Raw genomic sequence first — 13,630 nt, forward strand, 5'->3', positions numbered from 1 at the left:
CATCACCCATTACTTTGCATTATAAATTAAAAACAATGACACCAAAAATAATAGAAAAATTAAAAGAAGTCGAGAAAAACCGCGGTATAGAGATACTTCTTGCCGTGGAATCCGGAAGCCGGGCGTGGGGTTTTGCTTCACCGGACAGCGATTATGACATCCGCTTTATCTACCGACACGAAAAAGACTGGTATCTTTCGCCTTGGGATAAGGATGAAACAGTAGAATTCATGACCGAAGATGATCTGGATGGTTCCGGATGGGATTTGAGAAAGACTTTTCATTTGCTCTTGAAATCGAATGCGGCTTTATTAAGTTGGTTTTACTCTCCTATCGTGTATGTGAAAAATGAAAATTTTTACAATTTATTCAAACCTTTGGCAGATGAATGCTTTTCTCCAATAGCGGTTTCTTACCATTATCTGAGTATGAGTAAAAAATATCTGGAAGCCTGCAGAACCGATGAAGTAAAACTAAAATCTTATTTCTATTGTCTTCGAACTGCATTGACCGGAAAATGGATCTTAGAAAAAGGAACCGTTCCACCAGTTTTATTCAGCGAATTACTAGTTTTGGTAGATGATTTTAAGAGAACTAAAATAGAAAACTTGATCGCTTTAAAAGCCACAAAAGGAGAATCTTATTACCATCCGAATGACTGGGAATTGTTTGGATTTTTAGAGAAAATGGTTTTGAATAATGAGGAAAGAGCGAAAAGTCTGAGAGGTGGAAATGGAGATAAAGGTGAGATGGAGAGGGTTTTCAGAGAAATACTAGAACTTTAAAAAATACATAATGAAAATATTCAATTTTTTAAAAAAGAAAAAAACGATTCAAAATAATGAGATAGATATTTTGAAAAATGACTTCCAAGAAGAAAACAAAATAGAAATAATAGAAAAAGAGCCGACTGTTCATCCTTTTACTGAAAGATGTGAGTTTCTGAAAAAAGAGTATGGATTGATCGTTCCTGAAGTTTATCAAAAACTGTTCACCTATTTTAATGTTGAAAAAAATAATAGTTTATATCATCCATTTTGGATAGAAGGGGAGCCTTATGTTGAAATTTTCTATACAGAAAAATTCGTCCTATATATGATTGAAAGGTATTTGGAACTATATAATAAAGATTTTGACCAAGAAAAATTTCAGGAAATTATTGAATATGGTAAGTTTGAATTTATTCTTAAAGAAAATAGATTTGAAGCTCAGCATATGGACATTGCATTTGTAGATCAATGCTACGAAGAATTGGGAAGAAATCAGGATTATCTAATCATTGGACTAAACATCTATGCTACTTGTGGAGGAGCAGAATTTCTAATTTTATCAAGTGATAAAAAAGGATATTATGCAGGATGTTATCATGGAATGGAAAAAGAAATTGAACATCAAGGAATTAAAATAAACTACGACATACTAGATCATTACAGGTCAGTAAGCGAAGAAATCGGTAGTATTTTTAAATAAAATTAAAAAATCATGAAAAATATAATCGCCCTGTCTCCCATGTACACGGAAGATAGCAACAATCTGAAAAAAGCATCGCTCAATTCACCTTATCAATTGAGCCGTTTCAATGCAAAATGGAATGTTCCCGAAGAATTTCGAGCGGATGTAATTGCAGTATATGGCGAAGATATTTACGCAGAGATTGTTGCCGAACAATGTAATTTAACCTTAACAAAACCTGATGACAACTGGCTTTCGAAGATTTCAGAAGAATTTACAAAACGGAAAATTTCTTACGGACAATTGAAAGATTTTGTACATGAAGAAAATATTTTCATTAAATGTTCTGATTTCAAAAGTTTTAAAGCCGGAGTTTTCGATAAAGTTACCAATATCAAAGGTTTTGATACGGTGGATTTAGAAAGTCCTGTTTTCACTTCGGAAGTTGTGGAATGGGAACTTGAAGTACGATGTTTTGTTTTAAATAATGAAATAAAAACCTATTCTTCATATTGGCGAAACAATGTTTTCGACACCAATCCGCTTTCTGAAACAGAGCAAAAAGATCTGTTTGAGTTTTTTAACAATTTCATGAAACAATATTTTCAAACTCTTCCAAAAGCAATTGTTTTGGATTTTGGAATTATTAAAGGAAAAGGTTGGGCTCTGATTGAAGCAAATCCTGCTTGGTGCTCTGGTTTATATGCTTGTGATGCGGAGAAGGTTTTGGAGATGATTGTGGAGAGTTGTGTCAAAAATTAAAAAAGTTCCTTTTAAACAAGGGACTTTTTCACTATTATTACCAAAAATAAAACACAAACCATGGAAAAAGAAAATATCATCACCATCAACCAAACTCATGAAGAAACCGAATTTAATTGGATCATAAAACGATATCTCCCGAATTTTAAAGATGGTAAATCTACAATCATTGGAGTACAATTTCCTTGGAAACGAATTTTTGATAGTGATAAAAATTTAGAAGAAACATTACAAACTATAGCAAATTTATTTAATGATTTTGCCAAAGGTGATTTCTTTAAAAGCATTAATTATACGCCGCAATACAGAGATATTTTTCTTTTAAATGCTAGTTTATTTTCTTCATATTATTGGATAGAATTTATTTTTACAAAAGATAAATGGAACCTGAAAACAAAAAGATATTCTTGGGAAAAAGAATCATTTATTTTCTCTTTGGGAAATAATCGAAATCATGATTTTATTGTTTCAAAGATTGATTATAAAGTTTCATCTGAGTCTTATGATATGGAAAAATGGTTAGAGAATTTTAATAATACAAAATTTAAACTTCCAATTTACTTAAACGAAGAAAGTTTTGAAAAAAGCAACTATATTTTTCATTATGGAACATCAGAGGGCTTCAGAGCAGATTTCAGACATAGAAGTGTAGACTTATTAATCGATGAGGATTTTGATTATTTTCTTCGAATTAATTACAACGAATATCCTGAAACTTTAAGAAAAGAAATGCATTATATTCAACAAGGGCAAACACCTCAAAAAATTGCTTTTCAGCTTTTAAAGGTTATTTCTGAAAACAATGAATACCAAGCTTATGGAAGATCACTACGCGGTATTTCTGTGAAAAATTTCATGTTTAAAATTAATAATAAAGCTCATCTTTCTAGAATATTTGTTGTTATGGAGGATAAAAATTCAGATCAAAAAAGATTAGAAAAGCTTAAAGACATTATTGAAAATTGGATCGACAAAATCGTCGAATTTCAGAAACAAAATTAAAAACAAATGAAAATAATTAGACCTAAAATACTGGGAACATTACAGATAAAGATAGCAATAGCAGGAAATTATCTTATAGAAAATGGAATTAATAAACCTCCAAATAAAATCCGAATTCCATGTAATACTTATGAAGATGCACTTGAAATCTTAGAACAATTGAAAAATGCCAAAGTTGGCGATATAATTTATGTTTAGTTATGACTATACAAACCCTAAAAAATAAAAACCTCATCCTCTTCGAAGCCATCTCCGGAAGCCGCTCATTTGGACTTGCAACAGAAAACTCAGACACCGATATCCGCGGAGTCTATTACCTATCAAAAGAAGATTTTTTTGGTTTAAATTATATTCCACAGATTTCCAATGAAACGAATGATATTACCTATTATGAAATCGGAAGGCTGGTTGAGTTACTACAGAAAAACAATCCGAATATTTTAGAAATTCTGGCAAGTCCGGAAGATTGTATTCAACATAAAAATCCGTTGATGGATTTATTGAAACCGGAAGATTTCCTTTCCAAGCTTTGTAAAGATACCTTTGCGGGTTATGCGATTTCACAGATAAAAAAAGCAAAAGGACTCAACAAAAAGATTCTGAATCCGATTGCTCAAGAAAGAAAATCTATTCTTGATTTTTGTTATATTTTGCAGAATCAAGGTTCGGTTCCGTTGAAAAAATGGCTGCGAGAATTCCCCTCCTTTGGAGGGGTGTCTGAAGGACGGGGTGGTCTTTTACAGGAAAAATGCGGCTTAGTAAGCATTGACAATACCAAAGGAATATTCGCTCTTTTCTATAACGAATCGGGAGATTTGAATTATAAAGGAATCATCCAGAATGAAGAAGCCAATCAGGTTTCAGTTTCCTCTGTTCCTAACGATGAAAAACCGATTGCTTATCTATTCTGTAATCTTGATGCCTATTCTACCTACTGCAAAGATTACCGCGAATATTGGAAATGGGTTTCGGAGAGAAATGAAGACCGTTACAATGTCAATCAGCATCATGGGCAGAATTATGACAGCAAAAATATGATGCACACCATCCGACTTTTACAGTCTTGTGAACAGATTTTTAAAACCAATTCTTTAAATATTCGAGTGGATAATCGTGATGAGTTATTAGACATTAAAGCAGGAAACTGGTCGTATGAAAATGTCATGAAAAAGGCGGAAGATCTTATCCGTTCGATTGAGCATTATCATTCCGTTTCTACTCTTCCGGATTACCCGGATTTGGATAAAACAACAAAAATTCTAATTGAAATAAGAGAGTATTTATATCAATAAACCCACCGATTTTGGTGGGTTTTCTCTTACTTATTTTTCTTTAAGATATAATAAATTGCTTTATCCTTATCATCATTCATCGTATAGGCAAACTGGAAGGAATATCCGTTGGCAGACATGAAGATTAAGCGCATCCATCATCGAATTGAATTTCATATTCCTTCCTCTTTCATCTTTAATATTAGTCCCGTTTTTAAAGGAAATCGATTTGGTTTCCTGTCCGAAATCTATTTCAACATTCACTTTTGTACTTAATGATCTTCCTGTACCAATAATTTGTACGTAATCCACATCAATATCTCGGATTGGAACATCATTTACGGTTTGGGCAAAAGAAAAAATGGTAAAACCAATCAAGGAAAGAATAAATAGTTTTTTCATAAGTTTTTGTTTAAAGATAAATAAAATTTGCAGATTTAATTAAACGCCTTTACAAACGAAAAAATAAAAAGATATTAATATGGCGACTGTATAAAATTTTACACCTTTGTCATTCTGACGAAGGAAGAATCTTACTATAGGATAGATTCTTCATTTCACTGCGTTACATTCAGAATGACAGACTGATAATAATTAAGATAGCAGGATAAGCTAAAATTGTATATAATTACCATTAATATAAAATTACGAACATAGCGTTAAAAATACGGTTCATGTCTATTTATAGGATATAACAAACAAAATCCCTCAAAAAATGAGGGATTCTATTATATCTGAAAATTAATCTAATGTTCGATTAATTATTTTACCAATCTAATTTCAGCTGCAGAAAATCCTTTTGGAGATTTTTCTTTTTCGAAAGATACTTTATTTCCTTTCTTAATCTGATCGATGCAGTTATTATTGTGGAAGAAGATATTTTCTTTTGTTTTATCTTCCGTGATGAATCCGTATCCTTTTTCGCTTAAAAAAGTTACAATTCCTGTTTTTACAGTTTCTTCAGCTTCAATTGGAGCTGCACCTAATTGTATATTATCAAGAGAGATTTCTGCTCTTTCATCGTTATCAGGTGGTGTAGACGTAAGCTGTCCGTTCGCATCTACATACATGAACATTTCGTCAAGGCTTTTGCCTTTGTCATTGTTTTCTTTACGCTCTTCACGACGTAAAGCTTTTTCTTTTAGCTTTTGCTGTTTTTTCTTGAAATTTTCTTTTTTAGAGAAAGAATCCGCCATATATTTTTTAAAATTTAATTGTTACTGAGTACTATTTCAAGCTTAAATAAAGGATGATATTCAAACTTTGTAATGTTATTAATACATCTTTTCCAAAAGAGATGTAATATGTTTTCCGGTTGTCTTTTTATTTGAATGATTGTTCTGAGAACAATTGAAAAAGATGAAAAATAATAAAGAAATGATATTTCAAATAATTACAACACTGCGAAAAGCAGAGAACCTGTCTTTAAGATAGTGTACAAATATACGAAAAATAAAGACACAAAGCAACTTGATGCTGATTTAAATAATTGAAACTCAATTGCCTTTACTGTAGCTCTTTCACGCTTTAAAATGTAACACAATCTAAAAATAAAAAACCACCGAAAAATCGATGGTTTTTATTATTTATTAAGCCTGATCAGCTGGTTTATCACCTTCTGGTTTAGCTTGATTTTGCTCTTCAGGTCTGTTTGGTCTTTCAGGTCTTCCCTGCCCTTCCGGTCTTGGACCTCTTTGTTCACCTTCTTTCTTCTCTGGTCTTGGAGGTCTTGGTAAAAGAACTTTTCTTGAAAGTTTCATTTTCTTACGGTCGTCGTACCCCATGAACTTCACTTCCACTTCATCACCTTCTGCATAAGGAACTTTGTCTAAACGAGCCCATTCGATCTCAGAAATATGAAGAAGGCCTTCAGTACCTTTAGCAATTGCTACAAAAGCACCGAAATCCATTACTTTTACTACTTTACCATTGTACACTTCACCTATCACCGGTACAAAAGTAATTTCGTTGATCTTAGCAACAGCTGCATTAATTTTCTCTCTGTCTGTTCCTGCAATCTCGATACGTCCGATTTCACCAATTTCTTCAATGGCGATAACCGTTCCCGTATCTTTCTGCATCTGCTGAATGATTTTTCCACCAGGTCCGATTACTGCCCCAATAAAGTCTTTCGGAATTTCCATTACTACCATTTTCGGAGCGTGAGGTTTCACGTCTTCTCTTGGTGTAGCAATTGTTTCAGTGATTTTATTAAGGATATGTAATCTTCCGTCTCTTGCCTGCATCAAAGCTTTTTCCATGATGTCCATAGAAAGCCCCTGGATTTTAATATCCATCTGACAAGCAGTGATACCGTCCGCAGTACCTGTTACTTTAAAGTCCATATCTCCAAGGTGATCTTCATCTCCTAAGATATCAGAAAGTACTGTGAATTTACCTGATTTTGTATCAGTGATCAATCCCATTGCAATTCCGGAAACAGGTTTTGTAATCTGTACCCCTGCATCCATTAATGCCAATGTTCCTGCACAAACTGTTGCCATTGAAGACGACCCGTTTGATTCAAGGATATCAGAAACGATTCTGATTGTGTATGGGTTTTCTTCAGGAATTACTGCCTGCAAAGCTCTTTGAGCCAAGTTTCCGTGTCCTACTTCTCTTCTGGAGGTTCCTCTTAAAGGTCTTGCTTCACCAGTTGAGAACGGAGGGAAATTGTAATGTAAAAAGAATTTCTCATCATGTTGTGTAATTACACTGTCCACCATGTTTGCATCTTTCACAGAACCTAACGTTACAGCTGTTAAAGACTGAGTTTCTCCTCTTGTAAAGATCGCAGAACCGTGAGCTCCCGGAAGGTAATCAATTTCTGACCAGATCGGACGGATCGTTTGAGGATCACGACCATCCAGACGGATATTGTCTTCAAGGATCATCTGACGCATTGCTTCTTTCTCTACATCATGATAATATACTTTTACGAAAGGCGTTACTCTTTCTAATTCTTCTGCATTATCTACATATTGAGCAAGGAATTCTTCACGCACCGCTTTGAATTTCTCTCCTCTTTCTTCTTTGCTAGAAGGAGTTCTTGCTACTTCATATACTTTATCATACGTTTCTTTCCAAACTTTTTCACGGATTTCTTCATCGTGAGTCTCGTGAGAATATTCTCTCTTAGGGAAAGCTTTTCCTACTTTTTCTGCCAGTCTTTCCTGAGCTTCGATTTGCTTTTTAATTTCAACATGAGCAAAATTAATAGCTTCCAACATTTCCTGCTCAGAAATTTCCTTCATCTCTCCTTCTACCATTACGATTGAATCTTTAGTAGCTCCAACCATAATATCCAACTCAGCATCTTTTAATGATTCATAGCTTGGATTAATCGCCAATTCTCCGTTGAATCTTACGACTCTTACTTCAGACATCGGTCCGTCGAAAGGAATATCTGTAATTGCAATCGCAGCAGAAGCCGCTAAACCAGCCAAATCATCAGGAATTGTTTGCCCATCGTAAGAAATCAAAGAAATCATTACCTGAACTTCCGCGTGGAAATCTTCAGGGAAAAGCGGACGTAGAACTCTGTCTACCAAACGCATTGTTAAAATCTCCTGATCTGAAGGTCTTGCTTCTCTACGGAAAAAGTTTCCGGGAATTCTACCACCTGCATAGAATTTTTCTCTGTAATCTACCGTTAATGGTAAAAAATCTACACCAGGATTGGCTTCTTTATTGGCTACAACAGTTGCTAAAAGCATTGTTCCGCCTAATTTTACTACCACAGATCCATCAGCTTGCTTCGCCAACTTCCCTGTTTCTAAAGTGATTTCTCTTCCGTCTGCAAGAGTAATCGTTTCTGTAAACGCTTGAGGTATACTCATAAATTTTCGTCTCTTGTACTCCGTATTGAGTACGATTATTATTTAAACTCTTTAAATTTTCGTTTGCAAATTTAATGTATTATTTGGATAAAACCCGTTTTTAAATGAAATTGCTTTCTCTTGAAACTATTTAAATCACTTAAAAAAGCCATTATTACTCCTCATTTCATACACTGAAAATCTACTTCCGGATTTTTTTTGAAAAAGTATATCCTAATTTCCATTCAAGATAATTGGCAACGTGGAAATCATAAGCATTGATCCCGAATGACGCAAATAAACGGTCTGTGATCTGATATTGTAAACTTATCCTTTGAAAAAATCCTGTATTGTCATACTTTCTTGTCTTTTTGAACAGGTAATATCCTGCCCCCACATTCACATACAATTTCCCCATTATTAAACGATAACTGGGAATAACACTGGCTAAAACCTGATTTTTGGAGAATCTTTTTTTATCATAAACAAAACCGTTCTCTAAGTACATAGTATGGTTATATTCATCATCCTGAGTAATGCCCACTCCGATTCCGTAGGCCGATTTTTCAGAATACTGACGGAAATAAAAAGCTTCCGCACCAAAAATATTGTAGATATATCCCTGATAATAATTATTCGGATCGCGGTCTGTTCCTTTATAGAAAGCACTTTTCCGGGCTACAAATCCGGAAACCTCGACCGTATTATATTTATCGTGAACGATTCTTACTGTATCTGATTTCTGAGGAGTTATTCGCTCAGGATAATAAACTAAACTTAATTGCGGGGCAACGCTATTCAATCCTCGATTAGGCGTTTTTAAAGAACCATTGGAAAGGTGATTAAATTTAAGATTCAGTCCTAAATCAAAATGTTTTCCCAGTTCATAATACAACCCTGTTCCCAAACTGATAAACATATTTGTTTTTGAACCAATAGAGCTGTTAAGATATCCCAGATCAGAATTATAAGGAGTTGAATTAAAAGAAATCCCGAAATTGATACTATGGTACCATTTAAGTTTATCCCATTGCTTTATTTTCGCATTATAAATCCCATAAATAGCATACGGACTCCCCAATTGTTTATTGGTAAGGTAATCAACCGCTATAAAACCCACTCCAACTTGTGGATGATTATATAAAGACTCCCAATCTTTATTTCCATTGGTTTGTTTTAGAAATTCAAAAGAATAGGCCGCAAAGGCTTTATGAGGATAACTTTTCAAATGAATATTGGTCGGTAAAACCATTCCGTATTCGGTATTTGCACTGGCTGTCCAAAGTTTTGGTTTTAAAGAGTCTGCTTCTTGTGCTTTGCAGAAAACGGATAGTACAACCAAAAAATAAGTGTAAAAATTCTTCAAAATCAATCTTAATTAAAAAAAGGTAACAAATTTAAATATTCATTTAAGAAAATCGAGAAAAAATCTTTAAAATTCAATTATTTGTTATCTATTTCACAAAAAGCCACAAAAAAAAGCAACCTCTTTCGAAGTTGCTTTTATTTGAAAATCTTTACAGATTATTTTCTTAAACCTAGTTCAGCGATAATAGCTCTGTATCTTGTAATATCTTTTTTCTTAAGATAATCCAATAAACTTTTTCTTTTACCTACCAATTTCACCAAAGATCTTTCAGTATTGAAATCATGACGATTAGCTTTCAAATGCTGAGATAAGTGGTTAATTCTGAAAGTGAAAAGAGCTACTTGTCCTTCAGCGCTCCCTGTGTCCTGTGCAGATTTTCCATGTTTTGCGAAAATTTCTGCTTTTTTTTCTGTTGTTAAGTACATTCCAATATTGTTTAATGATTATTATGTAACGGGTGCAAAATTACGACTTTATTTTGATTCCACAAACATTATTGATTTCATATATGGAATTTGATAGAAAAAAATGTTAAAAATTTCTTAAAAAAATTATGTCATCCCACTAAAAGACAGTAATTTTGCAATCGAAATTACAAATGGGAAGAGTTTTATTTTTTTTAGCCTTTATTTCTTTTTTATTGATCGGAACCGCCTCAATGAAAGCACAAAAAAGTACCGACGATAAGATAAAGAGAGTTCTTTACTTCAATCCTGAGGTAGAGCCGGATATTGAGGAAATAAAAGAACCTACCAACACTGCATTTTTCAGCGCTGTTTCTGATAACACGAGTAATATGAAGAGAAACAAAATGCTGAGAGCTGAAGTGCAGATTCCTTATGACAGCATCGACAAACAGACAATCATTGATTATTGCAGCAATAACGCAACAGATTTTGCCATCGTTCCCAAAGTAAAATATTTTAAAGTGGGATTAGGAAAATATGTTTTTTCCAATCAGGTTGTCATCAGTATGAAACTTTTTGATGCTACCGGAAATCTTCTCACAGAGACCGATTACGACACCTACCGTAAAAATATGCGCCTTTTAGGGTCTACCGAAAATTCTATAAAAATAGGAACCAATGGTGCTATAAAAGGGATTTTAAAGAAATTAAAGAAGATCAGGCCTACGACAGATTCCGGATTCTAGGCTTTAAATATTCCTTAAATTTCATACATTATTCCTGTTTCTTGAAAATTTAAATTATTTTTGCATATCCAAAAATTTCACGTTTTGAATTCTAGAGACGAACTTATCTTTAATCCTGCCGATATTGCCGAAACTCTTAGTGGACTTCCCGCTGATGAGAGGCTGTTAGCGTTTTTAAAAGTTCCGAAAGAATACAAAGCTGATGTTTTTTCTCATCTTGATCCCGATTTTCAGGAAGAAACCATCAGAAGTATCGGAAGCGACGAAGTTTCCGAGATCCTGAATGCGATGACTCCTGATGACAGGACTGCCTTGTTTGAGGACTTTCCTGACGAACTGATCAAATATTCCATCAATCATCTTAATCCACAGGAAAGAAGAATTGCCCTGAAACTTTTGGGATATAATTCTGATTCTATTGCCCGTCTGATGACGCCTTATTACATCCAGATCCGTAAGGAATGGACGATAAAAAAGTGCCTTCAACAGATAAAAAAAGTGGGAAGCAGGGTAGAAACAATGAACTATCTGTATGTAGTTGATGAGAGAAACCGTTTGATTGATGATATTGCTTTAGGAAGTTTGTTATTGGCGGAGGAAGACACGCTGATATCCGATATAACCGACAATCACTTTGTTGCCATTGCAACTACTACATCAAAAGAAGATGCTGTACAATATTTTGAAAAATATGACAGAGCCGCACTTCCGATCATCACCGAAGCCGGAGTTCTGGTAGGAATTGTAACGATTGATGATATTTTGGATCAGATAGAATCACAGAATACTGAAGATATTCAAAAGTTTGGGGGACTTGAAGCCCTTGATGTTCCTTATACCCAAACCTCTTTGATCGAAATGGTAAAAAAGAGAGGAATGTGGCTGATCATTTTATTCTTTTCTGAAATGCTTACCGCTTCGGCAATGGGATATTTTGAGGATGAAATTCAGAAAGCGGTTGTTTTAGCTTTATTTGTACCCTTAATTATTTCCAGTGGAGGAAATTCAGGTTCTCAGGCTGCAACACTGATCATCAGAGCAATGGCTCTTCAGGAAATTGGCTTAAAAGATTGGTGGTACGTCATGAAAAAGGAGATTTTCACCGGTTTATTTCTTGGAAGTATTTTGGGAGCTATCGGTTTCTTACGAATCATGATATGGCATGAAGCAGGATTCTTTAATTATGGGATGTATTGGCCTTATGTAGGACTTAGTGTCGGAGTTTCTTTAATTATGATTGTACTTTGGGGTACTCTTTCCGGATCTATGGTTCCTTTTATTCTGAAAAAATTAAAACTTGACCCTGCAACCTCTTCTGCTCCGTTTGTAGCAACACTAGTAGACGTAACAGGACTTATCATTTATTTTTCTGTAGCCGGACTTTTCTTAACCGGTAAACTTTTGTAATTTTAGGCAAATCTAAAATAACATTATGAAAGTTGTTTCTCTTGTTCCCTCTATTACTGAGGCTTTGTTTGATTTGGGTTTAACGGAAAAGGAAGTTGTCGGAAGGACAAAATTCTGTATTCATCCTAAAGAAAAAGTAAAAAATGTAGCAATCATCGGGGGAACGAAAAACATTAATATTGATAAAATCAAGGCACTACAACCGGATTTAATTCTTGCTAACAAGGAAGAAAACATCAAAGAGCAGGTAGAAGCTTTGATGGATGATTTTAAAGTTATTGTTACCAATGTAGAAACTATTGAGGACAATTATTATTTGCTTAAACACCTTGGTAAAACCTTTCATAAAGAAGATAAAGCACAACTTTTCAATCTTAAAATTTATGACGTTTTAAATCAGGCTAAAATTAGCTCCACTATAAAAGCAGCTTATCTTATCTGGAAAAATCCTTATATGACGATAGGTTCAGATACTTTCATCCATAAGATCTTAGCTGAAATTGGTTTTGAAAATATTTTTAAGGATAAGACACGTTATCCGGAAATAGAAACTGCAGATCTGGCGGAAGCAGAGGTTATCATGCTTTCTTCCGAACCTTTTCCTTTTAAAGAAAAACATATTGAGGAATTAAAGGAATTTTATCCTGATAAAAAGATTATGATTGTAGATGGGGAGGCATTTTCCTGGTATGGAACGCATATTGCGAAATGTGAGGATTATTTTAAAGCATTGATTTCTGATTTTAAACACAAATTTCATTAATTTAAACTGATTTTCAATTTTTGGCTAAAGCCAATCTGCTTTGTGTATTTTTGAAAACGGGCTAAAGCCCGTTCCTATTGATGAGAATCTTTATGAAAATGATCAATATATCATTATAAAAAACTCCGGCTCTTCGAGCCGGAGTTTATATATATTATTAAAAATATTCAATTACAATATTTTCGATACTTCGTTGCAAAGCCATTCCAACAATTCTCTGTCTTCTGCTGTAAAAGGATCTACCGTATGAGAATCGATATCGATCTGACCGATGTTTTGACCGTCTTTGAAAATCGGAACTACAATTTCTGCTTTTGTATCGATCGAGCAGCTTAAATAGTTACTTTCTTCGTTCACATCCGGAACAACAAAAGTTTCATTGGAAACAGCAACCTGCCCGCAAATTCCTTTTCCGTAAGGAATAATGGTGTGATCTGTCGGTGCTCCAACGTAAGGTCCTAATTTCAACTCGTCCTTATCTCCGTTTTTAAAATAAAAACCCGTCCAATTGAAATAAGAAATTTCCTGATCCAAAAGGTGACACACTTTTTCAAGCTTCTCCTCGGTATTATGTTTAGGACTTTCTAAGATAGAAGAAAGTCTTTTCTTTAATTCTGACATTATCTATTATTT

Annotated in this window: 15 protein-coding genes; 9 read left to right on the forward strand and 6 right to left on the reverse strand. The window is 34.0% G+C overall.

What is annotated here, in order from left to right; translation table 11 throughout:
* The first annotated feature begins 35 nt into the window (after window positions 1–35).
* Genes JI747_RS13970 through JI747_RS13995 form a run of 6 tightly spaced genes read left to right on the forward strand, consistent with a single transcriptional unit; the run spans window position 36 to window position 4,508 of the window.
* A complete protein-coding gene (locus JI747_RS13970; protein WP_225689519.1) occupies window positions 36–785 on the forward strand; it encodes a nucleotidyltransferase domain-containing protein in 750 nt (249 codons plus the stop codon).
* 10 nt (window positions 786–795) lie between these two features.
* Window positions 796–1,470, forward strand: a complete 675-nt coding sequence (locus tag JI747_RS13975; RefSeq protein ID WP_225689520.1) for a hypothetical protein — start codon at window positions 796–798, stop codon at window positions 1,468–1,470.
* 12 nt (window positions 1,471–1,482) lie between these two features.
* Window positions 1,483–2,214, forward strand: a complete 732-nt coding sequence (locus tag JI747_RS13980) for an ATP-grasp domain-containing protein (protein WP_225689521.1) — start codon at window positions 1,483–1,485, stop codon at window positions 2,212–2,214.
* A gap of 60 nt (window positions 2,215–2,274) precedes the next feature.
* Window positions 2,275–3,216: a hypothetical protein gene (locus JI747_RS13985; RefSeq protein WP_225689522.1), complete on the forward strand. Its 942-nt coding sequence runs from the start codon at window positions 2,275–2,277 to the stop codon at window positions 3,214–3,216.
* Window positions 3,217–3,222: 6 nt separating this feature from the next.
* On the forward strand, window positions 3,223–3,414 hold the full coding sequence (locus JI747_RS13990) for a hypothetical protein (protein WP_225689523.1): 192 nt from the start codon (window positions 3,223–3,225) through the stop codon (window positions 3,412–3,414).
* A gap of 2 nt (window positions 3,415–3,416) precedes the next feature.
* Window positions 3,417–4,508, forward strand: a complete 1,092-nt coding sequence (locus tag JI747_RS13995) for a nucleotidyltransferase domain-containing protein (RefSeq protein WP_225689524.1) — start codon at window positions 3,417–3,419, stop codon at window positions 4,506–4,508.
* A 72-nt stretch (window positions 4,509–4,580) separates the two neighbouring features.
* On the opposite strand, the gene JI747_RS14000 is transcribed toward JI747_RS13995, so the two are convergent.
* The 5 genes from JI747_RS14000 to rpsO all read right to left on the reverse strand — a co-directional run bounded on the left by JI747_RS14000 (window position 4,581) and on the right by rpsO (window position 10,099).
* A complete protein-coding gene (locus JI747_RS14000; RefSeq protein ID WP_225689525.1) occupies window positions 4,581–4,889 on the reverse strand; it encodes a hypothetical protein in 309 nt (102 codons plus the stop codon).
* A 359-nt stretch (window positions 4,890–5,248) separates the two neighbouring features.
* A complete protein-coding gene (locus JI747_RS14005) occupies window positions 5,249–5,683 on the reverse strand; it encodes a cold shock domain-containing protein (protein ID WP_039372893.1) in 435 nt (144 codons plus the stop codon).
* Between the two features lie 393 nt (window positions 5,684–6,076).
* Window positions 6,077–8,326, reverse strand: a complete 2,250-nt coding sequence (locus JI747_RS14010; protein WP_225689526.1) for a polyribonucleotide nucleotidyltransferase — start codon at window positions 8,324–8,326, stop codon at window positions 6,077–6,079.
* Window positions 8,327–8,507: 181 nt separating this feature from the next.
* Window positions 8,508–9,671, reverse strand: a complete 1,164-nt coding sequence (locus JI747_RS14015) for an acyloxyacyl hydrolase (RefSeq protein ID WP_225689527.1) — start codon at window positions 9,669–9,671, stop codon at window positions 8,508–8,510.
* Between the two features lie 158 nt (window positions 9,672–9,829).
* The gene (gene rpsO / locus JI747_RS14020) at window positions 9,830–10,099 is read right to left on the reverse strand and encodes a 30S ribosomal protein S15 (RefSeq protein WP_034704056.1); all 270 of its coding nucleotides are present in this window, start codon (window positions 10,097–10,099) and stop codon (window positions 9,830–9,832) included.
* 233 nt (window positions 10,100–10,332) lie between these two features.
* On the opposite strand from rpsO, the gene JI747_RS14025 reads away from it, so the two are divergent.
* From JI747_RS14025 to JI747_RS14035, 3 genes are all read left to right on the forward strand, one after another.
* Window positions 10,333–10,827: a pyruvate decarboxylase gene (locus JI747_RS14025; protein ID WP_225689528.1), complete on the forward strand. Its 495-nt coding sequence runs from the start codon at window positions 10,333–10,335 to the stop codon at window positions 10,825–10,827.
* An 84-nt stretch (window positions 10,828–10,911) separates the two neighbouring features.
* A complete protein-coding gene (gene mgtE / locus JI747_RS14030) occupies window positions 10,912–12,234 on the forward strand; it encodes a magnesium transporter (protein ID WP_225689529.1) in 1,323 nt (440 codons plus the stop codon).
* Between the two features lie 25 nt (window positions 12,235–12,259).
* Entirely contained in the window at window positions 12,260–12,997 is a 738-nt protein-coding gene (locus JI747_RS14035) for an ABC transporter substrate-binding protein (RefSeq protein WP_225689530.1), read from the forward strand.
* Between the two features lie 171 nt (window positions 12,998–13,168).
* On the opposite strand, the gene JI747_RS14040 is transcribed toward JI747_RS14035, so the two are convergent.
* Window positions 13,169–13,618, reverse strand: a complete 450-nt coding sequence (locus tag JI747_RS14040) for a GAF domain-containing protein (RefSeq protein WP_225689531.1) — start codon at window positions 13,616–13,618, stop codon at window positions 13,169–13,171.
* Between the last annotated feature and the right edge of the window lie 12 nt (window positions 13,619–13,630).

The organism is Chryseobacterium tagetis, assembly GCF_016735585.2.
Lineage (GTDB): Bacteria > Bacteroidota > Bacteroidia > Flavobacteriales > Weeksellaceae > Chryseobacterium > Chryseobacterium tagetis.

Excerpts from the sequence above, each read along its gene's own strand:
- JI747_RS14005 (WP_039372893.1), bottom strand. The coding sequence starts at position 5,683 with ATGGCGGATTCTTTCTCTAAAAAAGAAAATTTCAAGAAAAAACAGCAA.
- JI747_RS13985 (WP_225689522.1), top strand. The coding sequence starts at position 2,275 with ATGGAAAAAGAAAATATCATCACCATCAACCAAACTCATGAAGAAACC.
- JI747_RS14035 (WP_225689530.1), top strand. The coding sequence starts at position 12,260 with ATGAAAGTTGTTTCTCTTGTTCCCTCTATTACTGAGGCTTTGTTTGAT.
- JI747_RS14040 (WP_225689531.1), bottom strand. The coding sequence starts at position 13,618 with ATGTCAGAATTAAAGAAAAGACTTTCTTCTATCTTAGAAAGTCCTAAA.
- rpsO (WP_034704056.1), bottom strand. The coding sequence starts at position 10,099 with ATGTACTTAACAACAGAAAAAAAAGCAGAAATTTTCGCAAAACATGGA.
- JI747_RS13970 (WP_225689519.1), top strand. The coding sequence starts at position 36 with ATGACACCAAAAATAATAGAAAAATTAAAAGAAGTCGAGAAAAACCGC.
- JI747_RS13975 (WP_225689520.1), top strand. The coding sequence starts at position 796 with ATGAAAATATTCAATTTTTTAAAAAAGAAAAAAACGATTCAAAATAAT.
- JI747_RS14025 (WP_225689528.1), top strand. The coding sequence starts at position 10,333 with ATGAAAGCACAAAAAAGTACCGACGATAAGATAAAGAGAGTTCTTTAC.
- JI747_RS13995 (WP_225689524.1), top strand. The coding sequence starts at position 3,417 with ATGACTATACAAACCCTAAAAAATAAAAACCTCATCCTCTTCGAAGCC.
- JI747_RS13990 (WP_225689523.1), top strand. The coding sequence starts at position 3,223 with ATGAAAATAATTAGACCTAAAATACTGGGAACATTACAGATAAAGATA.
- JI747_RS14000 (WP_225689525.1), bottom strand. The coding sequence starts at position 4,889 with ATGAAAAAACTATTTATTCTTTCCTTGATTGGTTTTACCATTTTTTCT.
- JI747_RS14010 (WP_225689526.1), bottom strand. The coding sequence starts at position 8,326 with ATGAGTATACCTCAAGCGTTTACAGAAACGATTACTCTTGCAGACGGA.
- JI747_RS13980 (WP_225689521.1), top strand. The coding sequence starts at position 1,483 with ATGAAAAATATAATCGCCCTGTCTCCCATGTACACGGAAGATAGCAAC.